Origin of the sequence: Bradyrhizobium sp. DOA1 (assembly GCF_001593325.1) — a bacterium.
In the GTDB taxonomy this organism is placed as follows: domain Bacteria; phylum Pseudomonadota; class Alphaproteobacteria; order Rhizobiales; family Xanthobacteraceae; genus Bradyrhizobium.
On the sequence record NZ_JXJM01000001.1, the window covers coordinates 4,964,575 to 4,987,566 of the forward strand.

At 63.4% G+C, this 22,992-nt stretch carries 21 protein-coding genes; 12 read left to right on the forward strand and 9 right to left on the reverse strand.

The window, feature by feature from the left end:
- Nucleotides 1–24 precede the first annotated feature (24 nt).
- The 11 genes from SE91_RS23195 (at nt 25) to SE91_RS23245 (ending at nt 11,154) form a co-directional block, all read left to right on the forward strand.
- A complete protein-coding gene (locus SE91_RS23195) occupies nt 25–1,419 on the forward strand; it encodes an MmgE/PrpD family protein (RefSeq protein WP_061849257.1) in 1,395 nt (464 codons plus the stop codon).
- 79 nt (nt 1,420–1,498) lie between these two features.
- Nucleotides 1,499–2,434 carry a branched-chain amino acid ABC transporter permease gene (locus SE91_RS23200; protein WP_008557243.1) on the forward strand — a complete coding sequence of 312 codons (936 nt, stop codon included), beginning with the start codon at nt 1,499–1,501 and terminating at the stop codon, nt 2,432–2,434.
- Between the two features lie 2 nt (nt 2,435–2,436).
- Nucleotides 2,437–4,209: a branched-chain amino acid ABC transporter ATP-binding protein/permease gene (locus SE91_RS23205; protein ID WP_197489576.1), complete on the forward strand. Its 1,773-nt coding sequence runs from the start codon at nt 2,437–2,439 to the stop codon at nt 4,207–4,209.
- Nucleotides 4,196–4,903: an ABC transporter ATP-binding protein gene (locus SE91_RS23210; protein WP_024341826.1), complete on the forward strand. Its 708-nt coding sequence runs from the start codon at nt 4,196–4,198 to the stop codon at nt 4,901–4,903. The genes SE91_RS23205 and SE91_RS23210 overlap by 14 nt, the downstream gene beginning before the upstream one ends.
- A gap of 32 nt (nt 4,904–4,935) precedes the next feature.
- Nucleotides 4,936–6,168, forward strand: coding sequence for an ABC transporter substrate-binding protein (locus SE91_RS23215; RefSeq protein ID WP_061849259.1), 1,233 nt, complete (start codon nt 4,936–4,938; stop codon nt 6,166–6,168).
- Nucleotides 6,169–6,201: 33 nt separating this feature from the next.
- Nucleotides 6,202–7,428 carry an ABC transporter substrate-binding protein gene (locus tag SE91_RS23220; RefSeq protein WP_060735279.1) on the forward strand — a complete coding sequence of 409 codons (1,227 nt, stop codon included), beginning with the start codon at nt 6,202–6,204 and terminating at the stop codon, nt 7,426–7,428.
- Nucleotides 7,429–7,481: 53 nt separating this feature from the next.
- Nucleotides 7,482–7,862 (forward strand): carboxymuconolactone decarboxylase family protein, encoded by a 381-nt coding sequence (locus SE91_RS23225; protein ID WP_008557226.1) that lies wholly within the window; start codon nt 7,482–7,484, stop codon nt 7,860–7,862.
- A gap of 15 nt (nt 7,863–7,877) precedes the next feature.
- Nucleotides 7,878–8,648: an SDR family oxidoreductase gene (locus SE91_RS23230; protein ID WP_061849260.1), complete on the forward strand. Its 771-nt coding sequence runs from the start codon at nt 7,878–7,880 to the stop codon at nt 8,646–8,648.
- Nucleotides 8,649–8,673: 25 nt separating this feature from the next.
- A complete protein-coding gene (locus tag SE91_RS23235; RefSeq protein WP_061849261.1) occupies nt 8,674–9,414 on the forward strand; it encodes an SDR family oxidoreductase in 741 nt (246 codons plus the stop codon).
- A 24-nt stretch (nt 9,415–9,438) separates the two neighbouring features.
- Complete coding sequence (locus SE91_RS23240; RefSeq protein ID WP_060735277.1) at nt 9,439–10,155, forward strand: GntR family transcriptional regulator; 717 nt, start codon at nt 9,439–9,441, stop codon at nt 10,153–10,155.
- A 24-nt stretch (nt 10,156–10,179) separates the two neighbouring features.
- Entirely contained in the window at nt 10,180–11,154 is a 975-nt protein-coding gene (locus SE91_RS23245) for a tripartite tricarboxylate transporter substrate-binding protein (protein WP_061849262.1), read from the forward strand.
- A 263-nt stretch (nt 11,155–11,417) separates the two neighbouring features.
- Here the strand turns inward: SE91_RS23245 and SE91_RS23250 are convergent, their stop codons facing one another.
- The 6 genes from SE91_RS23250 to SE91_RS23275 form a co-directional block, all read right to left on the reverse strand.
- Entirely contained in the window at nt 11,418–12,053 is a 636-nt protein-coding gene (locus SE91_RS23250; protein WP_061849263.1) for a pyridoxamine 5'-phosphate oxidase family protein, read from the reverse strand.
- A 91-nt stretch (nt 12,054–12,144) separates the two neighbouring features.
- Entirely contained in the window at nt 12,145–13,437 is a 1,293-nt protein-coding gene (locus tag SE91_RS23255) for an ArgE/DapE family deacylase (protein WP_061849264.1), read from the reverse strand.
- Nucleotides 13,434–15,122 (reverse strand): dipeptide ABC transporter ATP-binding protein, encoded by a 1,689-nt coding sequence (locus SE91_RS23260; protein WP_061849265.1) that lies wholly within the window; start codon nt 15,120–15,122, stop codon nt 13,434–13,436. Before SE91_RS23260 ends, SE91_RS23255 begins: the two co-directional genes overlap by 4 nt.
- On the reverse strand, nt 15,119–15,952 hold the full coding sequence (locus tag SE91_RS23265; RefSeq protein WP_061849266.1) for an ABC transporter permease: 834 nt from the start codon (nt 15,950–15,952) through the stop codon (nt 15,119–15,121). Before SE91_RS23265 ends, SE91_RS23260 begins: the two co-directional genes overlap by 4 nt.
- Nucleotides 15,952–16,917 (reverse strand): ABC transporter permease, encoded by a 966-nt coding sequence (locus SE91_RS23270; RefSeq protein WP_245318506.1) that lies wholly within the window; start codon nt 16,915–16,917, stop codon nt 15,952–15,954. Before SE91_RS23270 ends, SE91_RS23265 begins: the two co-directional genes overlap by 1 nt.
- Nucleotides 16,918–16,949: 32 nt before the next feature.
- The gene (locus tag SE91_RS23275; protein ID WP_061849268.1) at nt 16,950–18,527 is read right to left on the reverse strand and encodes an ABC transporter substrate-binding protein; all 1,578 of its coding nucleotides are present in this window, start codon (nt 18,525–18,527) and stop codon (nt 16,950–16,952) included.
- 197 nt (nt 18,528–18,724) lie between these two features.
- Between SE91_RS23275 and SE91_RS23280 the strand changes: the two genes are divergently transcribed.
- Nucleotides 18,725–19,585 carry an AraC family transcriptional regulator gene (locus SE91_RS23280; protein WP_061849269.1) on the forward strand — a complete coding sequence of 287 codons (861 nt, stop codon included), beginning with the start codon at nt 18,725–18,727 and terminating at the stop codon, nt 19,583–19,585.
- A gap of 112 nt (nt 19,586–19,697) precedes the next feature.
- On the opposite strand, the gene SE91_RS23285 is transcribed toward SE91_RS23280, so the two are convergent.
- From SE91_RS23285 to SE91_RS23295, 3 genes are read right to left on the reverse strand one after another with little or no spacing between them, the layout of a single operon-like run.
- Nucleotides 19,698–20,930: an ABC transporter substrate-binding protein gene (locus SE91_RS23285; RefSeq protein ID WP_061849270.1), complete on the reverse strand. Its 1,233-nt coding sequence runs from the start codon at nt 20,928–20,930 to the stop codon at nt 19,698–19,700.
- Between the two features lie 59 nt (nt 20,931–20,989).
- Nucleotides 20,990–21,748: an enoyl-CoA hydratase/isomerase family protein gene (locus SE91_RS23290; protein ID WP_061849271.1), complete on the reverse strand. Its 759-nt coding sequence runs from the start codon at nt 21,746–21,748 to the stop codon at nt 20,990–20,992.
- Nucleotides 21,748–22,977, reverse strand: coding sequence for a CaiB/BaiF CoA transferase family protein (locus tag SE91_RS23295; RefSeq protein WP_245318507.1), 1,230 nt, complete (start codon nt 22,975–22,977; stop codon nt 21,748–21,750). The genes SE91_RS23290 and SE91_RS23295 overlap by 1 nt, the downstream gene beginning before the upstream one ends.
- Nucleotides 22,978–22,992: the final 15 nt, after the last annotated feature.

Consider the following 22,992-nt stretch of genomic DNA (forward strand, 5'->3'; position numbering starts at 1 on the left):
GCGCTAGAGGGAGAACAACTTGCGATGACGAACGGCTTGACCGGATCCGGCAAGGTATCGCTCGCGCGCCTGATGGCGCGTAGCGCACTTGCTGTTGACCTCGGTGATTTCGAGCCCCAAGTCGTTGCTAAGGCCAAGCTCTGTCTGCTGGACTTCCTCTCCTGCGCCTTCGAGGCCTCCCAGCATCCCTGGAGCCGCCAGGCGGTTCAAATCACCCACGACGGCGGCTGCGCAACCATCATCGGGACGTCGCAACTCTCCTCGCCGGCCGACGCGGCGTTCGCCAATGCCGTAATGGGGCACGGTCTCGTGCGGGAAGACATGCACGCCGCCAGCATCGCGCACCACGGCGTCGTGATCTGGCCGACATTGCTCGCGCTGTCCGAACAGGCGCCGCTGCACGGCGCGAAGCTGCTCGCGGCCGCCATCATCGGCTATGAGACCGGCGCACGGATCGGCCGCGCGTTGCTGACCTCCGATCTTGCTCGCCTCTATCGTCCGACCGGCCTCGTGGCCCCGTTGGGCGCGGCGCTCGCCGGAAGCTTTGCGTTCGGCCTGTCCGAGGACGCAGCGACCAGCGCCGTCGCGATCGCTGCCAACACGTCCAGCGGGCTGAACGAGTGGCCGCATGCCGGCGGCTCCGACATGTATTTCCATCCGGGCTTTGCCGCCAGCAACGCGATCAAGGCGATCGGGCTGGCCGCAGCCGGCGCCTTTGGCTCCGAAACCATCATCGAAGGCGAGGCCGGTCTGTTTGCCGCCTATCGCCGCCAGGCTGCGCCCGACAGCATCGCGATCTTCCCTGGCGGCGAGTGCGAGATCATGGCGGTCTACAACAAGCCGGTCCCGGCCTGCAATTTCGCGCAGACCGCCGCCCAGGCCGCGCTCCGCGTCTCGCACGAGCTCGCCGGCACCGATGAGATCGACCGCGTCGTCATTCGCGCTCCCGATGCTGCGGTTCGCTATCCCGGCTGCGATTCCATGGGGCCCTACCGCAATGCGCTGCAGGCCAAGATGAGCATTCCCTTCAGCGTCGCGGCGACGCTGGCGCGGGGTGAGATCGAGGAAGAGAACTACGCCGAGCTCGGCAATGCCGACATCATCCGCCTGGTTTCGGTCACGGACCTCGAGGTCGATGCCAGCTACACCGCCACCTTCCCCGCCAAGCAGGGTGCGGAGGTGACCGTCCATCTGCGCGACGGCCGCACGGTTCGGCACGCTTTGCCCGACGTCATTGCCGCAACGCCTTCAGATATTCGCGCGCGCTTCCGCGCTGCCGCCAGCCGCTTTCTCGGCGATGACCGCGCGCACCGGCTCGAGCAACTCATCGAGAGCAGCGAACGGCTCGGCAATGCCGGCGACATCGCAGCGCAATGCCGCCTGGATACGGCGGAACGGGTTTTACGATCGGCATCATAAGAAGTGCCGGAGAGTACGGGGGAAACATGGTCGATTTCGAGACCCGCTTAGGTTCGTCAGCCGCGCGGAGGCGAAGCTGATGGAAGGATTTCTGCAAGCGCTCGCCGCGGGCCTTCTGATCGGCGCCGTCTACGGCCTGATGTGTGTCGGGCTCGGCCTGATCTTCGGCGTCATGCGCGTCATCAACTTCGCCCATGGCGATTTCATGATGCTCGGCATGTACACCGCCTTCTATCTATTCACCGCCGCCGGCGTTCAATCGTTCTTTGGCAATGCCGTCGGACCGTTCGTCGCTATCCTGCTGGCCGGCCCCGTGCTCGCTGTATTCGGCTACTTCGTCCACCGGGCACTGATCTCGCACGTCTCCGGGACGCGCACCGCCTCGCTGGAAGGCGAAGGCCACTACGCGCAGCTCATCCTCACGCTCGGCATCGCGCTGATCCTCCAGAACGGCGGCCTCCTCGTGTTCGGCTCGGTGCTCGCCTCGATCCGCACACCGCTGTCGAGCTCGGCCTGGGAGCTCGGTCCCTTCTTCGACATGAGCATCTTCCTCAACAAGGCGCGCAGCATCGACATGATCGTTTCGCTGATCATGATGATCCTGCTCTCGCTGCTGATCACGCGCACGCGGATCGGAAAGTCGCTCCGGGCGGCGGCCGACAATCCGACCGCCGCGACCTATATGGGTATCGACGTCGACCGGGCGCACCGCACCGCCTTCGCGCTCGGCTGCGGCATCACGGCAATCGCGGGTGGTCTCCTCGCCACAAACTATCCGTTCCACCCGTTCGTCGGCCTCGAATACGTCATCGTCATGTATGCGGGCGTGGTGCTTGGCGGCATGGGCAGCATCATCGGCGCGTTCTGGGGCGGCATGACCATCGGCCTCGTGCAGCAGATGTCGACGCTGATCCTGCCGACGCAATTGCAGAACGCAGCGATCTTCGCAGTCTTCCTCCTGATCATCTTCTTCCGTCCGCAAGGCTTCTTCGGACGGATGGTGGAGAGAACGTGACCATGCTCCGGATGCGCTCCTTTCTGCCTCCCCTGCTCTTCACTCTCGCCTATGCTGCGCTCTCGCTCGGCGTCACTAACTCCTATTACCAGCTGATCCTGACGCTGGTGCCGGTATGGGCGGTGTTCGGCCTGTCCTGGAACCTGCTCAGCGGCTACACCGGATTGATCTCGTTCGGCCACGCCGCGTTCTTCGGTATCGGCGCCTATGCGACCGCGCTCGGCCAGATCTACTTCGACATCTCCCCCTGGCTGCTGATTCCCGTCGCCGCCGTGCTCGGCGGCGTCGCCGGGCTCCTGATCGGGTTTCCGACCTTCCGCCTCCAGGGCCATTACTTCGCCCTGGCGATGCTCGCCTACCCGCTCGCCATCCTCTACGTGTTCGAGTGGCTCGGCTTCCAGGAGGTGACGCTTCCGATCAAGCGCAATGCGCCGATCGCCTACATGCAGTTCTCCGACCCGCACATCTACACGCTGCTGGGGCTCGCGATCATGCTGGCGACCATCGTGCTGACGCAAGTGATCGAGCGTTCCCGCTTCGGCATGGCGCTGCTCGCGATCAAGCAGAACGAGGCCGCGGCCGAGGCGGCCGGCATCAACACACTCGCGTGGAAGCTGCGCGCGATCACGCTGAGCGGCGCCATCGCCGCAGCGATCGGCGGTTTCTACGCCCAGGTGCTGCTGGTCGTGACGCCGCAATCGGTGTTCGGCATGCTGGTGTCGGCCCAGGCACTGACCGTCGCCATGTTCGGCGGCGTCGGCACGGTCTGGGGTCCGGTGATCGGCTCGGTGATCCTGATTCCGCTCGCTGAGGTCCTGCATGCCGAGGCCGGCGACCGCTTCCCCGGCATCCAGGGCGTCATCTTCGGCTTCGCCATCGTTTGCGTCATCCTGCTGGCGCCGGAGGGCCTGTTCTGGAAGCTGCGCGATCTGTTACGCAAGCGGATGGCGCCGAAGTCGGCTGCGGCTGACGTCCCCGAAACAGCGGTCGCCAACGTCACCGCGCTGAAGCCCGCCTCGCAGCAGCGTGCGGCCGCCGGCGAGGTCATGCTCGAGGTCAAGAACCTCTCGCGTTCGTTCGGGGGTCTCAAGGCGGTGCAGAATGTCAGCTTCAAGCTGCACCAGAACGAGATCCTCGGCATCATCGGCCCCAACGGCGCCGGCAAGACGACGCTGTTTAATCTCCTCAACGGCTTCCTGAAGCCGAGCGAGGGCGAAGTCTTGATCGGCGGTCGCAACATGTCCGGTCAACGGCCGCACGTGATCTGCGAGGCCGGCATCGGCCGCACCTTCCAGGTCATGCGGCCGTTCCTGCGCATGTCGATCCTCGACAATGTCGTGGTCGGCGCCTATGTGCGGGCGCGGTCCGACGAGGACGCGCGCAAGCTTGCTGCCGACGCGGTCGCCCGCGTCGGTCTCTCTGCGGTTGCCGACCGCGTGGCCGGCGAGCTTTCGACGAAGGAGCTGCGGCTGATGGAGCTGGCCCGCGCGATTGCCGGCCAGCCGCGCATCCTGCTGCTCGACGAGACGCTCGCGGGCCTCGGCCACGGCGAGGCGGACGAGGTCGTCGCCGTGATTCAGCAGCTCGCGCGCGACGGCACGACCATCGCGATCATCGAGCACACGATGCAGGCGATGGTCCGCCTGGTCGACAGGTTCGTCGTGCTCGACCACGGCGCCGTCATCACGGAAGGCCTGCCGGAAGTGGTAACGCGCGACAATCGCGTGATCGAGGCCTATCTCGGCAAGAAATGGGTGGGCCATGCTGCGAATTGAGGGATTGAGCGCGGGCTATTCCGCCAAACCCGTCCTGAACGACATCTCGATCAATGTCGGCGCCGGCGAGTTTGTCGCGATCGTCGGGCCAAACGGCGCCGGCAAGACCACGCTTTTCAAGACGATCTCCGGCATCGTCAAGCCGAGCGGCGGGGCCATCACCTTCGACGGCGTCGATCTGCTCGCCGTGCCGCCGCCGCAGCGCCCCCATCTCGGCATCGCCCACGTTCCCGAGGGCCGGCAGGTCTTCCCGTCTCTCACCGTGATGGAGAACCTGGAAATGGGCGCGATGACCGAGAGCGGCCGGCGCGACTGGCAGAGCAACATCGAGCGCATCTTCGAGTGGCTGCCGGTGCTGAAGGAACGCCGCAACCAGTTCGCGGGCACGATGTCCGGTGGCCAGCAGCAGATGCTCGCGATCGGCCGCGGCCTCGCCTCCTCGCCGAAGCTGTTGATGCTCGACGAGCCCTCGATGGGCCTGGCGCCTTCGACCGCCGACTTCATCTTCGAGCGCCTGATCGAGATCCGCCGTCAATCCGGCCTGACCATGCTGCTGGTTGAGCAGCGCGTCGCCGAAGCGCTGGAATCGGCGGATCATGGCTACGTCCTCGAAGCCGGGCGCGTCGTGCTCGAGGGCAACAACGACACGCTGCGCGCCGACGATCGCGTGCGCAAGGCCTATCTTGGCATGTGACGACAAGAACAAATGACTAGGGAGAGAAAACAATGAAAAAGACATCGAAGGGACTCACGCGCCGAACCGTGCTGTCCGGCGCTGCCGCCGTGGGGCTTGCCGGCGTTGCACGCGCGCAGACACCGGCCGAGATCAAGGTCGGGCTGATCGTGCCGCTGTCGGGCATCTATACCCGCCCCGGTCAGGTGATGAAGATGGGCGCCGAGATGGGCATCGAGCACATCAATGCGCAGGGCGGCATCAAGGCGCTCGGCGGCGCCAAGCTGAAACTGGTCGTGATCGACTGCGGCGACACCACCGAGAAGGCCAAGAACGCGGCGCAGCGCATGGTGGCGCAGGAGCCAGACCTGGTCGCCGCGACCGGCTCCTACCTGTCGTCCTTCACGCTTGCGGTCACCGAGGTGACCGAGCGTGCCGAGCTGCCGGTGCTGACGCTGTCCTATTCGGACCTTCTGACCGATCGCGGCTTCAAATACATCTTCCAGACCGCCGCGACCGCAAGCCGCCAGTCCGAGCTCGGCCTGCCGACTCTGATGAAGCTCGCCGAGAACGCCTCCGGCAAAAAGCCGAAGACCGTCGCGATGCTGATGGACAACACCGCGACTTCGGTTGCCACCGCGAAGGCGCTGAAGGAAAGACTGTTCGCGCAGGAAGGCCTCCAGCTCGTCGTGGAGGAGGTCTGGACCCCGCCGCTGTCGGATGCGACGCCGCTGATCCAGAAGGTTCGCTCGGCTAAGCCAGATCTGCTGTTGTTCATGCCGAACGCGGTGTCGGACGCCAAGCTCGGGCTGGAGAAGATCAGCGAGTTCGGCCTCGGCCAGGGCAAGATCCCGACCGTGTCCTTCAGCATCACTATCGCCGAGCCGGACATGCTCCAGAGCGTCAGCCCGGAGACCGTGCAGGGCATCATGACCATCGTCGCCAATTGGGGCTCGAAGGGCCACGAGGCGCTGATCGCCGAGCTCAAGGCCAAATACAAGGAGCCTTGGATGACGCAGAACGTCATCTCGACCTACGGCGACATGTGGCTGATGAAGGAAGCCCTGGAAAAGGCCGGCAAGGCCGACCGCAATGCGGTCGCGCAGGCCTTCCGCACCATGGATGCCGGCCCGTCGAAATATTATCCGGGCGGCCAGCTCAAGTTCGACGAGAAGGGCCGCAGGATCGGCGCCGGCGTCGTCATCGTGCAATGGCAATCGGGCGTGCCGGTCACCGTCTATCCGCCCGAACTCGCGCAGGCACAGCCGTTCTGGCCGAAGAAATAGCATCGCGCAATTTTTCAGGGAGGAAGATTTGTCATGAGTAAATTCACGCTAAGTCGACGAACGCTGCTTGCCGGCGCGTCCAGCACGCTGATCGCATCTCGCGCCTGGGCCCAGCAACCTGCGGAAGTGAGGGTCGGCCTCCTAGTGCCGATCTCCGGCATGTACGCCCGCCCGGGTACGGTGATGCGTCACGGCGCCGAGATGGCGGTCGAACACATCAACGCGCAAGGTGGCATCAAGGCGCTTGGCGGCGCCAAGCTGAAGCTCGTGGTGCTCGATTCCGGCGACTCCACCGAGAAGGCCAAGAACGCGGCCCAGCGCATGGTCGCGCAGGAGAGCGATCTGGTCGCTGCCAGCGGCGCCTATCTGTCGTCGTTCACGCTCGCGGTGACCGAGGTCACCGAGCGCGCCAACCTGCCCGTCCTCACCCTCTCCTACTCTGACCTGATCACCGATCGTGGCTTTAAATACGTGTTCCAGACCTCGGCGACGGCAGGCTCGCAGGCCCGTCAGGCCCTGCCGCAGATTATCAAGCTGGCGGAAACGGCGTCGGGCAAACGGCCGAAGACGGTCGCGATCCTCACCGACAACACGGCCGCGTCGATCGCCTCGGCGAAATCGATGCGCGAGGGCCTGCTGGCCGAGAACCAGCTGCAGCTGATCGTCGACGAGACGTTCACCCCCCCGCTGGCGGATGCGACATCGCTGGTGCAGAAGATTCGCTCGGCGAAACCCGATCTGCTCTTCTTCCTGCCGACTGTTATCTCCGATGCCAAGCTCCTGCTCGAGAAGATGAACGAGTTCGGTCTCGGCCAAGGCAAGATTCCGACGATCTCATTCGGCATCGCCATCGCCGAGCCGGACATGCTGCAGACCGTGAGCCCCGAACTGCTCCAGGGGGTCCTGACCTGCGTTGCGAGCTGGGGCGCCAAGGGCCACGAGGCGCTGATCGCGGAATTGAAGACGCGCTACAAAGAGCCGTGGATGACGCAGAACGCGATCTCCACCTATGGCGACATGTGGGTGATCAAGGACGCGCTGGAGAAGGCCGGCAAGGCCGACCGGGTCGCCGTCGGCGAAGCCCTGCGCACGATGGATGCAGGCCCTTCGAAGTATTACCCGCTCGGTGAGATCAAGTTCGACGAGAAGGGCCGCCGCGTCGGCGCCGGGATGACCATCGTGCAGTGGCAATCCGGCGTACCGGTGACGGTGTTCCCGCCCGAGCTCGCGCTGGCAAAGCCGTTCTGGCCCAAGAGCTAAGGTGAGAGCTGAGCTGAGAGCTGATACCGCCCGAAGGAGAAACGGAGAACAGAATGGACAAGGCGACCTACGACCGCGGTCTCGAAATCCGCAAAAGCGTGCTCGGCAACGAGTTCGTCGACAAGGCGATCGCATCCGCGGACGACTTCAACCGGCCCATGCAGGATCTCACCACGGAGTATTGCTGGGGCTACGTCTGGGGGCGCGAAGGCCTAACGCGGAAGACTCGCAGCTTCCTCAATCTTGCGATGCTCTGCGCGCTCAACCGGCCGCACGAGCTGAAGACCCACGTCCGCGGCGCGCTCGCCAACGGCGCAACCCGCGAGGAGATCCGCGAGGTCTTCATGCAGGTCGCGATCTATTGCGGTGTGCCGGCCGGCGTGGACGCGTTCCGGAACGCGAAGGAAGTCTTCGCCGAGCTCGATAAGAAGTAACGGAGCGCGGCTGCGATGAAGGACAAATGGGCGCTCGTGACCGGTGCGACGGCAGGCCTTGGCCTCGCCGTGGCCGAGGGCTTGGCCGGCGCGGGGGCGAATATTGTCCTTCATGATCTCGTTGCGCCGAAGCAGGCCGCGGACGATCTCCGCACCCGCTTCGGCGTCGAGGTCATCCCCGCCGCGGCCGACCTGGTCCGGCGCGACGCCATCGAGACCATGATGGCCGACCTGCTCGACCGCTGCGGCGCCATCGATATTCTCGTCAACAACGCGGTTGTCAGGCATTTCTCGGCCATCGAACAGTTTCCACCCGATCGCTGGGATCAGGCGCTCGCCGTGAACTTGTCAGCGCCGTTCCACCTGATCCGCCTTGCCTTGCCTGCCATGAAGCAGCGCGGCTGGGGCCGGATCATCAACATGGGCTCGATCTATTCGAGCCGCGCGGTCGAGGACCGCATCGATTACGTCACCACCAAGACGGCGATTCTCGGCTTGACCCGCGCGGTGGCCATCGAAACCGCCCGCAGCGGCATCACCTGCAACACTCTGTGCCCCGGCACGCTGCCGACGCCGGCAATCCTGAACAAGATCGCGACGATGGCAACGAACAGCGGTCGCGAGGTCGACGACGTCACCCGCGAGTATCTCGGCGAGCGCCAGCCGACGCAGCGCTTCGTCGGAATGGACGCCGTCGCGGCCATGGTCGTCTTTCTCTGTGGTCCCGCCGCGAACGATATCACCGGAGCCAGCCTGCCGATCGACGGCGGCTGGTCGGTCGCATGAGAACAATTTGAATGGGAGTGCTGCCATGACTGAACAATCGGGCCAGACCGTCGTCCTGACCGGCGCTGCCGGCGGCATGGGGCGCGCCATCACCAAGGCGCTGTTGGACAGCGGCCGCCGCGTCGTGCTGGTCGATCGCGACGCCGGGGCGCTGCAGGAACTCGCCGCTACGGGCGGCAACAAGGTGTTTCCGATCCAGCTGGATGTCAGCGATCCCAAGGATGTGGATAGTCTGCCGGATGCTATTCCCGGCCATTTCAAACCGGTCGATGTCCTCATCAACAATGCCGGACATGACATCGGCGGCCGGACGCGCTTCGACGCCGGGTCTGCCGACGATTGGTCCAACATCATCCAGACCAACCTGATCGGACTGATGCGCATCACGCGCGCTATTCTGCCGGATATGGTCGAGCGCAACGCCGGCCATATCGTCAACATCAGCTCGATTAACGCCGTACGTATCGTGCCTGATATGGCGGCCTACAGCACCAGCAAGGCCGGCGTGCACATGTTCACTGAGACCCTCAGGGGTGAGCTTGCCGAAACCGCGATTCGGGTCACCGAGCTTCAGCCCGGTCTCACCCGGACCAACATCATCCTGACCCGCTACCGCGGCGACAAGCAGAAGGAAAAGGACTATTTCGACCAGTTCAGAATGGCGCTCGAGCCGGCCGATATTGCCCGCTCGATCGTGTTCGCCTTGGACCAGCCTGCCCATGTTCAAATTGCCGAAATGATGATTCTGCCTGTAAACCGGTACTAACTTTTCCCGAACCAGGGCCTGGACATGGAAAGACGTAGCGATTTGCAGTCGACACTCCGCATCGAGGACGTCCCGACCGTCCGGGCGATGGTGGCGCAAAAGCTGCGCGAGGCGATCATGTCCGGGACGCTGAAGCCGGGCCAGCGTCTGGTCGAACGTGAGCTCTGCGAGATGATGGGCGTCAGCCGGCCCTCGATCCGGGAAGCGCTGCGCGCGCTGGAGGCCGACGGGCTGGTCAATACCGTCCCCCATCGCGGCCCCGTGGTTTCCACGATCAGCCTCGAGGAGGCCCGGCAGCTCTATGCGGCACGCGCGGTGCTCGAAGGCTTCGCCGGCCGCGAATGCGCGAGGCTTCACGATCCGGACGTGGCTCGCCGGATCGGGGAGGCCCTGACGCGACTGAAGGCGGCCGCGGCCAAGCAGGACCTCGTCGGCTGCCTCGAAGCCAAGACCGAGTTTTACGCCGCGCTCATCGGCGGCTGCCGCAACGCCTTCATCGAACGCGCGCTGAAGCCGCTGCACGACCGCATCCAGCTGCTGCGGATCACCTCGATGTCGCAACCGAAGCGGATCAACAAGAGCTTGCGCGAGGTCACCGCCATCTGGCGCGCAATCCAGAGCGGCGATGCGGACCTCGCCGAGCGCTGCTGCGTGGACCATATCAATGCGGCTGCGGTGGCCGCGCTCGACATGATCGAAAAATCGTCGGCGGCCAAGGAGGCGGCGCCGTCCGACGACTAGAAAAATGCCGCCAGGGAGTGTTCGATGCCGTATCTCGTACGATCGCTGATCCTGCTTGTCTTGCTAACTCCCTGCGGGGCGGCTATCGCGGACGACTACCCCTCCCGTCCGGTCACTTTGATCGTGCCCTTCTCTGCCGGCGGCCCCGGCGACGTGATCGCACGGATCCTCGGCAGCGCCATGAGCGCCACGCTGAAACAGTCCGTCGTGATCGAGAATGTGGTCGGCGCCGGCGGCACGCTCGGCACCAACCGCGTCGCCAAGGCGGCCCCTGATGGCTACACGCTTCTGCTGATGCATGTCGGCCAGGCCACGGCCCCTGCCCTCTACGCCAAGCTGCCGTTTGATCCCGTCGGTGACTTCGCTCCGATCGGACTCGTCACCGACGTGCCGATGATCCTGGTAGCGCGGCCGAACTTTCCGGCCAAGGATCTCCGCGATCTGGTTACGACCGTTCGCAATGCTGGTGACAAGATCACCTTCGGCAATGTCGGTCTCGGCTCGGCCTCACAGCTCTGCGGCCTGATGTTCATGAGCACCACCGACACCAAGCTGACGCCGATCTATTACAAGGGCGGCGGACCTGCGTTGAACGACGTGATCGCCGGCCACATCGACGTCTATTGCGATCCCGCCACTGGCCCGACCCCTTACATTCAATCAAACACGATCAAGGGCTACGCGATCACCAGCAAGAAGCGGGTTGCGACTCTCCCGGACGTGCCGACCTCCGCCGAGGCCGGCGTTCCGGCATTCGACGTGACGACCTGGTACGGTCTCTACGCGCCGCGCGGCACACCAAAGCCCGTGGTCGGCCAACTCGTCAGCGCGTTGCAGACGGCGCTGAAGGATCCCGCGCTGGTCAGCCGCTTTGCCGAACTCAGCATGTCGCCGGTCGAACCCGAGCGCGCGACGCCGGAGGCACTCCAAGCCTTTCTGGAGGCGGAGACTGCCAAATGGGGAAAGATCATCAAGGCGGCGGGAATTTCGCCGCAATGAGTCCGGATGAGCATGTCGGCGCTATCAATCACACAGGAGCCTGAGAAGCCGCTGAGCGGACGACTGACCATAAAGTTCATCGATCCACGCAGAATGACCGCTTCCGACAGGATCGACAATCATTCCAGGGGTAGTCACGCGGCGCCCCATAACGAGGGCGATTCTCCCCCTTCACACCACCGCGACGCGCGCCTTGATTTCGCCGGCCAGTTGTCTTCAGCAGTGTCGATAGCACCTCGGCATGGCAATGCCGAACCTGTCGTTTAGTAGAGCCTCGTACGATACCCTTCTTCCAGCGTCTTCTCGGCAACTTCTGTCTCGATGGCGGCAGTCTGTTCGGCGATGATCCGGCCGAGTGTCGGGAAGCTGTTGCGCTCGACCTGTGCCGCCGGGCTCCACAGATTCGAGCGCATGAGCGCCTTGCCGCAGTGGAAGTAGGTCTCCTCGACATGGATCTTAAGCCCGATGATCGGGACGACGTTCTGCATCGCGAGCGGCGCCAACAGCTCGGCATCCTGCGAGATCTCCGCCCGGCCGTTGACGCGCAGGGTCTCGTTGATTCCGGGCACCATGAAGATCAGGCCGATGCCGGGCGAGGCAATGATGTTGCCAAACGTGTCCACGCGGTTATTGCCGCGCCGGTCGGGAATCAGCAGCGTCTTGTCGTCGAGCACGGCGACGAAGCCCGGCGCGTCGCCGCGAGGGCTTGCATCGGCGTGGCCATTGCCGTCGCTCGTCGCGAGGACAAGGAAGGGAGACAGCGCGATGAAATCACGGCAGAACTTGTCTAGATGATGGAGAACCTTCTTCTCGGCGATAAGGTTCACCTGCCCGAAATACGCGCGCAGATCCTCTTGGGACTTGATTGGCGGCCTGCCGCCTGCACCCTGGTTGTCCATTGCGAACCTCCCTGTTTGGCGAGCTTGCCTATGTTCTGCTCGAGCATGATCTTCGGAGGGATGCTGCACACCTTCCCCGATCATGCTCTGGCTATCTCGCCTCGATTCCGCACCAGCTCGCGACGAACAGCGCGAGCGTCTTGGTGACCCTCTTGACCGACGCAAGATCGACGCGCTCGTTGAAGCCATGTGCGCCCTCCATTTTCGCACCGAAGCAGAATGCCGGAACTCCGAAATCGAGGCCATAGAATCGTGCGTCGGTCAGCGCGGTGGACGAAAAATCAGTGAGCTTGCGACCAAATACATGCTCGTAGATCGGAGACAGAACGGCTTCGCTCTCCTGGATCTCGGTTGCTTCATAGCCCGGCGACAGGAAGCCGGACCAGACGATCTCCGGCGGGTTGTTGGCAAGGAAAGGATGCGAGCGCGCCGCCTTGCTGACAAAATCCACAATCTCGGCCTGAGCGTCGGCAATCTTCCAACCGGGCAGAACGCCAATGCGGCAATCAACGTCGCACCAGGCGGGAACGCTGGAGGCCCAGTCCCCGCCCTTGATGATGCCGGGATTGAAGTTGAGCGGGTGATGGACCGACTTGAAGGATGGGTGCGTCTTGGCGCGCTCGTTCCATTCGGCTTCGAGACCTTCGAGCTTCTGGATCAGATGAATGGCAGCCTTGATCGCATTCGATCCGGTACCGGCGCGTGCGACATGGACGGGTATTCCCCGCACTTTCAGCCGGAACCAGATCACGCCGACCTGGGCACGCATCAGCTTTTCGTCGGTTGGCTCGGGCAGGATGCAGGCATCGGCGCGATAGCCGCGCTGAAGGGTTGAAAGCGCCCCGAGGCCGGTGCTTTCCTCTTCGATTACCGACTGGAGGTGAATGCGGCCCTTGGGCCTGTAGCCCGCCGCCTTGATCGCATCGAGAGCGTAGAGTGCCGAGATGGTGCCGGACTTCATGTCGCCGGCACCGCGGCCATATAGCCAGCCGTCTTCGACCACGGGCGCAAACGGCGCCCGCTCCCACATGTCGAGAGGACCTGCCGGCACGACGTCGCAATGGCCCTGGAGAATCAGGGAACGGCCCTCCTCCTTCGCCGGCCGGTAAGTGCCGACGACGGAGCGCGCACGCGAGAAATCGGTCTCAACGGTTCCGTAACCCGGCAGTGTCTTGAGATCGTCCTGATTGATGACCCAATCGTCGACCTCATAGCCGCGATCGCGCAGCAGCTTTGCGAACATGTCCTGACAAGGCGCTTCGGCGGCACGGGTACTCGGAATCGCGGTGAACGCGATTGTGGTGTCGATCTGCTTGTCGAAGGCGGCATCCACGGCGGCCTCGATGCGTTCGCGCGCCGCGGCTGGAAGGGAAACGTCGGTCATGAACTCATCCTTGCTGTCGGAATATCGCCGGTCGCGCTGGCGAAACCCGGCTGGTTGAAGAACTTGCGGCCCGGGATTGCATCCAGCAGGTCGCGGGTATAGGCCGCTTGAGGCGCGGTGAAGACGTCGGCAGTTGCCCCCTCCTCCACGATGCGGCCCTTCTGGAGCACGATGACGCGGTCGGCGATCTCGGCGGCGATGCGCAAATCGTGTGTGATGAAGACCATGGCGAGCTTCATCTCTTGTCGCAGTTCGGCAAGCAGCCCCAACACCTGCGCCTGCACGGAGACGTCGAGGGCCGATACAGCCTCGTCGGCAATCAGCACGCGCGGCCTCAACGCCAATGCCCGAGCGATGCATATGCGCTGGCGCTGGCCGCCGGAGAATTCGTGAGGGTAGCGATCGGCGGCAACGGCGTTGAGGCCGACTCGCATGAGCAGCTTCTCGGCCTGCCGCATGGCTTCAGCGCGCGACGTGCCAAAGGCCATTGGGCCGCGGGCGATTGCGTCGCCGATCCTCTGCCGCGGATCGAGGCTGGCGAAGGGATCCTGGAACACGATCTGAAGCTGCTTGCGCGCCTGGCGGAGCGCCTCGCCACGAAGCTGGCGCAGATCCTGACCGTTGAACCGAATGACTCCGTCGTCAGGCTCGGTCAGCCGCAGGATCATTCGGCCGAGGGTGGACTTGCCCGAACCCGACTCGCCGACCACGGCGAGCGTCTCGCCTTGATGGAGCGTCAACGAAATGCCGTCGGCCGCGACGTCCTCGCGTGGTGGCTGAAGGAAACCGCGCTTGACCCGGAACGTCTTCTGAAGCCCGATCACCTCAAGCAGAGGCTCCGGATGAACGGCCTTCCGGCTGATTTGGTCGAGGCGAGCCTTCGGCACCGCGTCGATCAGTTCTCGCGTATAGTCGGCCGTGGGATGGCTCAGAACTTCCTCGACCGTCCCCTGTTCCACCACCTTGCCATGACGCAGCACCACAACACGATCTGCGACGTCGGCGACGACGCCGAAATCATGGGTAATGAGCAGCACGCCCATACCGCGGTCGCGCCTGAGTTCGTCGATCAGACCCAGGATCTGACGCTGGGTTGTGACGTCGAGCGCAGTGGTCGGCTCGTCCGCGATCAGCAGCGCCGGCCGGTTGGCCATCGCCATCGCGATCATAACCCGCTGGCGCTGGCCGCCGGACAGCTCGAAGGGATAGCTCTTTTCAAGCAGCCTTGGATTGGGCAGTCCCACCTGCGTCAGAAGCTGCTGCACGCGCTCGTATACGTCGTTTGCTGACGGCGTCGGCTTCTGATGCGTGAGGATCATCTCCTCGATCTGCTTGCCGACGCGCTTGAGCGGGTTCAATGAGGACAGCGGTTCTTGAAAGATCATCGCAGCGTCGCCGCCGCGCAGGCGACGCAGCGCCTGCCGATCCAGCTCGACCGGGTTCTGTCCTGCAACTGTCACCGTGCCTGAGGCGAAGGTGACTCTCTTTGGCAGCAGCGACAACAGCGCATGCGCGATCATCGACTTGCCCGAACCGGACTCGCCGACGAGGCAGACGATCTCGTTCGGTCTCACCTCGAACGAAACATTCTCGACTGCGAAGGGACGATCGCCGCCTTCGGGCAGCGCGATCGAGAGATCCTGCACCGAGAGCGCGGGAGCCATGGCTTGCACGGTGCCCCTCATGACCGGCGCCTCGAAACACGGGGATTGAGGACATCGGAGAGGCCTTCGCCGAACAGGTTGATTGCGAGCACCGTGATGAGGATGGCAAGCCCGGGAAACACGCTCATCCACCAGGCATTGCGAATGACGGTGCGCCCCGCACCGATCATGAACCCCCAGGACATCAGGTTCGGGTCGCCGAGGCCCATGAACGACAGCGCGCTCTCCAACAAGATGGCGGTGGCGACCGTCAGCGACGTCACGACCAGAATCGGCGAGATCGCATTGGGCAGGATATGCCCGAGCACGATGCGCAGGGTGCCCTCGCCCTGGCAGAGCGCCGCCTCGACGAATTCGCGGTTGCGCAGGCGCAGGAATTCTGCACGAGTGAGGCGCGCCAGCGGGGGCCAGCTCACCGCACCGATGGTCAGGATGATCGTGAGCAGAGACGGGTTGAAGGTCGCAACGAGGAGAATGGCCAGCACAAAGGCGGGGACGGTCTGGAACAGCTCGGTCATCCGCATCAGGACAAGATCAACCTTCCCGCCGAAATAGCCGGAGATCGCGCCGATCGTGACACCAATCACCATGGCGGCCATCGCCGAGGCGATGCCGATCACGAGGGACACGCGCGCACCATAGGCAACACCCGCCGCGACATCGCGGCCGAGCGTATCGCCGCCGAGCAGAAGTCCGTCCTCCCCGGGCGGCGTGAAGGGCGCACTCACCATCTCCCAGGGCGAGACCGGAAAGACGATCGGAGCGACGACCGCGACGATCACGACTATGAGCAGCACGAAGAAGCCGACCATGCCGGAGGGATGGCGCAGGAAGGAACGGACCGCATCCATCACGCCGCTCCCGTGGTCATGCGAGGATCGATCAGCTTGTAGATCAGATCGGTCAGGAGATTGAGCACGATGACGACGATCGACAGGATCAGGAAGATGCCGAGCAGCACAGGATAGTCGCGCTGCAGCAGGGCATCGAAGGTGAGCCGCCCGAGCCCCGGCCAGGCGAACACGGTCTCGATGACAACGGCGCCGCCGACCAGCGCGCCCGCTTGCATGCCGGCGACGGTGACGACGGGCACCAGCGCGTTGCGCAGCATGTGGCCGACCACGATGCTGGGTCCGGACAGGCCCTTGGCGCGCGCGGTCTTGATGAAGTCCTGCTGGGCGACCTCGATGATTGAGGACCGCATCAGACGAGCGTAGATGGCCAGGTAGATCGCCGCCAGCGAGGTCACCGGCATGATCATATGCTTGGCGACATCGAGCGCACGCTCGACCGGCGAGAGCTTGACGTTGATGGTCTCGTAACCGAACGGCGGCAACCAGCCGAGCGTCACCGAGAAAATCAGGACCAGCATCAGCCCGAGCCAGAATACCGGCGTTGCATAGAGCACCAGCGACAGCACGGTGAAGACCGTGTCGAGCACTGTGCCTGCCGCAAGCCCCGCCAGTGCACCGAGCGTCGTGCCGATCAGGAGCGCCAGACAGAATGCGGTGACAGTCAGCAGCAATGTCGCCGGCAACCGTTCGAGAACGAGATCGACCACCGGGCGACGTTGCCGGTAGGAGTAGCCGAGATCAAGCGTGAGCACGCGGCCAAGATAGCTCGCGAGCTGCACGGCGTACGGCTTGTCGAGACCGTATTCCCTACGCAGGTCCTCCAGCAATTTCGGATCGGATGCGCCCGACTGCCCGGCCATGACCTGGGCGGGATCACCGGGGGCAGCCCGCACCAGAACGAAGTTGAAGGTGGCGATGAGGAGAATGACGACGATGAGCTGGGCGATCCGATTCAGCGCCATCAGCCCAATCGTCGCTGCGCTGCCGAGGCGTATCACGATTTGTAGACCGCTCCGAAGGTCTCATGCGACCCGATGCCGGTCGATACGATGTTCTTGAACGCCTTGTCGTAGATGATGGGATATTCGAGTTCGAGCGTCCAGGCGACCGGCACGTCTTCGACCAATATCTGCTGGACCTTGGAATACAGTTCCTGGCGCTTGGCCTCGTCGAGCGTGACCGCAGCTTCGTCGAACAGCTTGTCCACCTCGGGATTAGAGTAGCCCTGCGTATTCGAGAACAGAATGCCCTTCTTGATGTTCGACGACACGTAAGTGCGAGAGACACCGAGTGCAGGGTCGCCAAGCTGATAGAGCAGGTTTTGGGTCATCTCATAGTCCCAATTGCCCACCTTCTCGGCCCAGCCCGCCATGTCGGTGCCGACAAGGACGAGATCTATGCCGACACGGGCAAAGCTCTGGCGGAAGAATTCGCCGGCGCGCTGGTAAGATTCACCGTAGGGCGGCACGACGTATTTGATCTCAGCACGCTTGCCGCTGGCATCGGGCTTCAGCCCCATCTCGTCGAGCAGCGCCTTGGCCTTATCGATCGAATAATCGTACCGCTTGACCTTGCCGTCATAGAACTTCGTCTTGGACGAGATCGGGCCGGTCGCAACCTTGGCGTTGCCGAAATAGACGCGCTTGGCGAGCGCGTCACGATCGATCAGGTGCATCACCGCCTGGCGGAACCGCTTGTCGTTCATCGGTGCGATGCGATTGTTCATCTCGAGCCACTGGTGCGGCGCAAAATATTCATAGCCCTTGGTGGTGACTTCGAGGTTCTTCTGCGCCTTGAAGCGCTGCACGTCGAAGAACTCGATGTCTGTCCATTGCACGAGTTGCACCGTGCCGTTCTCAAGCGCCAGAGCGCGCGAGGCCGAGTCCGGAATGATCCGATAGATGATCTCGTCGAGATAGGGCTGGTCCTTCAGATAATAGCCCTCGTGCCGCACGAGATGGACATGCGAGCCGCGCACCCATTCCTTCAGCTTGAAAGGGCCAGTGCCGATTGCCTTGTCGTTCAGCGGATTCTTGCGGAAATCGGTGCCTTCATAGATGTGCTTGGGTACGATTGGCGCCGATGTGCAGTCGAAGCAGCCGAGGAACGGCGCGAAGGGCTGCTTCAACTTGAACACGACGGTGAGCGGATCCGGCGCTTCGGCGGAGGCGACGCGGGCGAAGTTCTGCCGCGCGCGCGGATGGGTCTCGGTCAGCACCTTCATGCAGCTGAACACGACGTCTTCGGACGTCATGGGCTTGCCGTCGTGAAAGGTGATATTAGGAAACAGCTTGAACGTATAGGTCAGGCCATCAGGCGAAATCTCCCAGGACTGCGCCATGCCGGGCATTGGCTTGAGATCGGCGCCGTATTTGAGCAGGCTCTCGTAGATCTTGCCGCCTAGCGTCAGCGTCGGCTGCTGCTGGTTGAAGGCGGTCACTAGCAGTGGCGGCTCGGGTTGGATGATGGTGTTGAGCGTTCCACCGCGGGTCTGGCCGGCTGCGCGGGTGATGCCGAACGGAATGGCGGCACCAGCGGCCAACATGGCCTGGGTGAATTCGCGTCTGTTCATCGAGCTCTCCGTGTCGCGTATCGACTGGCCAAGCCTCGCATTCGGTTCGGGCGAATGTCGCGGGCGGCGCATTGTTGCCAAACCCGCTGTCCCGCGCTACCTGATGGAGGACAATAATCATCGCGACCGGGCCATATCTGGCCTGGAAGATGCATAAGAGCCTTGCGAAAAGGACCTTATCAGGGAGTTCACGACACGTGAAAGTCGTAGCGCGGCGAGATGTCACTGGCGAATTGCGCGCCTGCAATAAACAGGCGGGCCCGACAGCAGCAGCAAACTATGCAGGACATCTTCAGACGATCGCGCGCCCGGTCGCCGCGATGACCGCAACCTATCCGAACGAGAGCACCAGCACGCGGCATTCGCACCGACGTGACCAGTTCATCCTGCAGATCACCGGCGTCACGGCCATGATGACCGAACGCGGTCATTTCGTGGTCCCACCCGGGCATGGTCTGTGGATTCCGGCCGGCGTCGTACATCAGTCGCGGGCCTGGGGTGAAGTCGAGGCCCAGACGATCTATGTCACGCCTGATTGCCGGCGAGAGACGTCGGAGACATGCCGCCTGATTCGCGCATCCTCGCTGGTTGAAGCCTTGATGGACGAGGCGGTGCGGATGCCGCAGACCTACGACCAGGATGGACGCGACGGCAAACTGCTCGAGCTTCTGCTTACCGAAATCGCAGGCATGCCGGAGGTGACGCTGCACGTGGAGGTGCCTCCGGATCCCCGGCTGGCGGAGATCTGCAAGGCCGTGCTCGGCGACCCCTCCTCCGACCTCACTCTCGACGATTGGGCCGACAAATGCAGCCTCAGCCGGCGGACGCTGACACGGCTGTTCCGGCGCGAGACGGGCCAGAGCTTCTCGGTCTGGCGCCAGCGTGTGCGGCTTCTGGAAGCCCTGGCTCGCCTGGGCGCGGGCGAACCCGTGACGTGCGTGGCACTTGACGTCGGTTATGACAGCCCGAGCGCGTTCGCCGCCATGTTCAAGCGTGAGCTGGGCGCGGCGCCGCGGCACTATCTCCGTTGGACCGATCAGGAGGTCGTGCTGCGCTAGGCCGCCGGCTTCTCGCAGGAATGCGCGCACCAGTCGCCCGGCACGCGCACTCCATCATCCAACGCTGTCCGCCGATCATAAGGCCGGATGGACAGCTCCAGTCACCTCAGCTCTATTTTTTGATCAGCGGGCACCGCGACATCGCTAGGGGCTGGAAAGCTTGATCTGCCGGGATTGTGGCGAGCAGCTTGTAGTAGTCCCATGCCGCTTTGGACTCTTCCGGCCTCTTGACCTCGAACAGATACATATCGTGGACCATGCGGCCGTCCACACGAATCTTGCCGTTTTTGTAGAAGACGTCGTTGATGGGCAGTTCCCGCATCTTCTGCATGACGTCCTCGGTCCGGTCGGTGCCCGCGGCCTGGACCGCCTTGAGGTAATGCAGAACCGATGAATAAGTCCCGGTCTGAAGCATATTCGGCATCGCGTTCATGGTAGCGTAGAAGCGCTTCGACCATTTGCGCGTATCATCGTTCATGTCCCAATAGGACGCTTCGGTGATCGTCAGCCCCTTTGCTTCCTTCAGGCCGAGACCGTGAACGTCGTTGATGAAGCCGGCCAGCGCGGCGAGCTTCTGGCCGCCCGAGGTCAGACCGAACTCGGCAGCTTGCTTGATCGAGTTGATGGTATCGCCGCCTGCATTCGCGAGCGCGACCACCTTCGCCTTGGAGCCTTGTGCGGTCAGCAAGACAGAGGCGAAGTCTGCCGTTCCGACCGGATGCTTCGTGCTGCCCAGCACCTTGCCGCCCAAGGTCGTGACGACTTCGCCCGTGTCCTTTTCAAGGCCCTGGCCGAAGGCATAGTCCGCCGTCACGAAGTACCAGCTGTCAAAGCCCTGGCCGACGAGCGCCTTGCCCGTGCTGTTGGCAATCGCGAAGGTGTCGTAGGCCCAATGGACGACATAGGGCCCGCAGACTTCGTTCGTGATCCGGGTTGAGCCGGGTGAGCTCAGTGTGACGATCTTTTTCTTCTCCTTGGCAATCTCGAGGACAGCCAAGGCGGGCGAGGAGGATGCGACATCGAGGATTGCGTCGACTTTCTCGGTATCGAACCATTTGCGCGCGGCGTTAGCGGCAATGTCGGGCTTATTCTGGTGATCCGCCGAAACGATCTCGATCGGCATGCCCAGCACCTTGCCGCCAAATTCCTCGACTGCCATCTGTGCGGCAGTCACGGCACCCTTGCCGGTAATGTCGGCATAGACCCCCGACATGTCCTCGATCAGCCCGATGCGGACAACGCCATCTGAAATCTTCTCGCTCTGTGCCAGCGCGGGAGCCGCGCATAACAACAGACTGGCCGCCGCGCTCGCCAGATAATGCAGACAGAATTTCGATTGTGCCATCCCCTACCCCTTTCAATGTAGTCTTCTTGTTCCCGTGGCCGGTGAGCGGCCGCGCGGTGTCACTTGTTGCCAGCCCTGCTCGCGAACGCGGCAAGGCCTCTTTTGGCATCTTCGCTGGTGAAGGTACGCTGACCAAGCGCGGCCTCGATGCGGAATGCCTCGGTCAGCGGCAAGTCCTGTAACGTCAGCGCCGCCTCTTTGATGGTCTGGATCGCGACGGGGCTCAGCGCGGCGATTTTTGCCGCGAGCTCGTAGGCCAGCGGCTCGACCTTTTCGGCGTCGACCACGTGGTTGATGACGCCCCTGGCGAGCATGTCGTCCGCCGAGAACCGCTGCGCCGTCAGCATGATCTCCATCGCATGCGCGTACCCGATCTGCCTGACGAGTCGCACCAGCGTGCCGCCAGCCGGGACGAAACCGTGTTTGGGCTCAGGCAGCTGAAACACCGCCCCGCGCCCTGCGATGCGTATGTCCGTTGCCAGCATGATCTCGAAGCCTCCGCCCATGCACATGCCGCGGATGGCGCTCACGACCGGCTTGAAGAAGCCGGGAACCTTGATGTGCGCCGGATCCCACTCTGAGATATCGAAGCGATCGGACGCAAGCGCAGGGATGGATTCCGTGAGATCGGCGCCAACGCAGAACGCCCGATCGCCAGCACCGGTCAGCACCACCGCGCGAATGTCGTCGTCATCCTTGATCTCGACGAACGCGCGGCCGAGATCGTCATACATGGCAAGTGTCAGCGCGTTGAGCTTGTCCGGCCGGTTGATCCTGACGGTGGCGACGTGGCCGTCTCGGGTGAAATCGATGGACATCAAATCGCTCCCGAAGCCTTGAGACGCACAAGCTCGTCAGGCGTCACGTCCGCCAGGCGTGCGAGAATCTCGGCATTATGCTCCCCGGGCAAGGGCGCCTTGTCGAACGACGTTGGCTCCCCTCCAGACAGCTTGATCGGCTGGCCGAACATGCCGATCAGCTTCCCCGCCACGGGAACGTTGACGATCATGTTGCGCGCGGCGATGTGAGGGTCTTCGACCACCTCGGCGATGGTCTTGATCGCGCTGAGCGGGATCTTGTCGCCCGCCATCTCCTCGAGCTCGGCCTTGGTGTACCGGCTGAACCAGCGTTCCAGCAGCGGCTTCACCTTGGTCTCGGCGACGGTCCGATCGAACCGCTTCTCCATCGTGTCGATGTCCGGATCGCTTGCACGTTCGGGCTCGCCGAACAGCGTGCAGGTGATCGCCCAGAACTTGTCGGTGTAGCCGCCAAAGAAGACATAACCGTCCTTGCAGGGAAACTGCCCATAGGGCCGCACGAACGGATGATCGTTGCCGAGTGGCGAAGCCACGTCCTTCTCCGCGGTATAGCGGACCACCGCATTCTCGGTCAGCGTCAGGACCGAATCCTGCTGCGAGACGTCGACGACCTGACCGTTGCCCGAGGTCTCGGCCTCGCGGAGCGCCGCGAGTGTTCCAATGGCTGCATACAGCGAAGCGGCGAGATCACCGATGATGGTCCCGACGCGGACCGGAGGCATGTCGGCATAGCCGTTCATCGACCACAATCCACCAGCCGCCTGCCCGGTATTGTCATAAGCGGGCTTGGATGAGTTTGGACCGGTGCGCCCAAAGCCGCTGATGGCGGTGTAGATAAGTCTCGGGTTTTCCGCGCGCAGCACATCATAGCCGAGGCCCAGCTTATCCATGGTGCCGGGACGGAAATTCTCGATCAGGACATCGGCTTTGCGCACCAGTCTTTTCAACAGCGCCTTGCCGTCATCGGACTTGAGATTGAGCGTGATCCCCTGTTTGTTGCGGTTGAACTGCGTGAAGAACGCGCTGAGTTGCTCATCGCCGACAAAGGGCGGAAATGTCCTGGCGTAATCCGGGTCGCCAGGATGCTCGACCTTGATCACGGTGGCGCCGAGGTCGGCCAACAGCATCGCGCAGAACGGGCCTGCGACGACGCGCGTGACGTCGAGAACCACGACGTTCTTCAGAGGGCCGCTGCGCGCGGCGAGGCCGCTCGTGTTTTCTTTGTTCAAGTCATCCTCCCAGCC